The 275-nt window shown below is 40.7% G+C and carries 1 protein-coding gene; it reads left to right on the plus strand.

Annotated elements, in window-relative coordinates:
• The coding region (locus RTW80_RS29155; protein WP_312721603.1) for a TraY domain-containing protein at nt 1–275 on the plus strand (275 nt) is incomplete at both ends.

The raw sequence follows: 275 nt of genomic DNA on the forward strand, positions 1-275 counted from the left end.
GGTAAGATGGTAAAACTAAAATTAACTGTAGATGTGGAAAGTCTATTAATTGAGGCAAGTAACAGAAGCGGAAGAAGTCGATCGTTTGAGGCAGTAATAAGACTTAAAGATCATCTTCACCGCTATCCAAAGTTTAACAGGGCAGGGAATATCTATGGTAAGTCGCTGGTTAAGTATCTGACAATGCGTCTGGATGATGAAACTAACCAGCTACTTATTGCAGCCAAAAATCGTAGTGGATGGTGTGAGACAGAGGAGGCTGCAGACAGAGTTAT

Origin of the sequence: Escherichia sp. AM3, from assembly GCF_032029835.1 — a bacterium.
GTDB lineage: Bacteria > Pseudomonadota > Gammaproteobacteria > Enterobacterales > Enterobacteriaceae > Escherichia > Escherichia coli.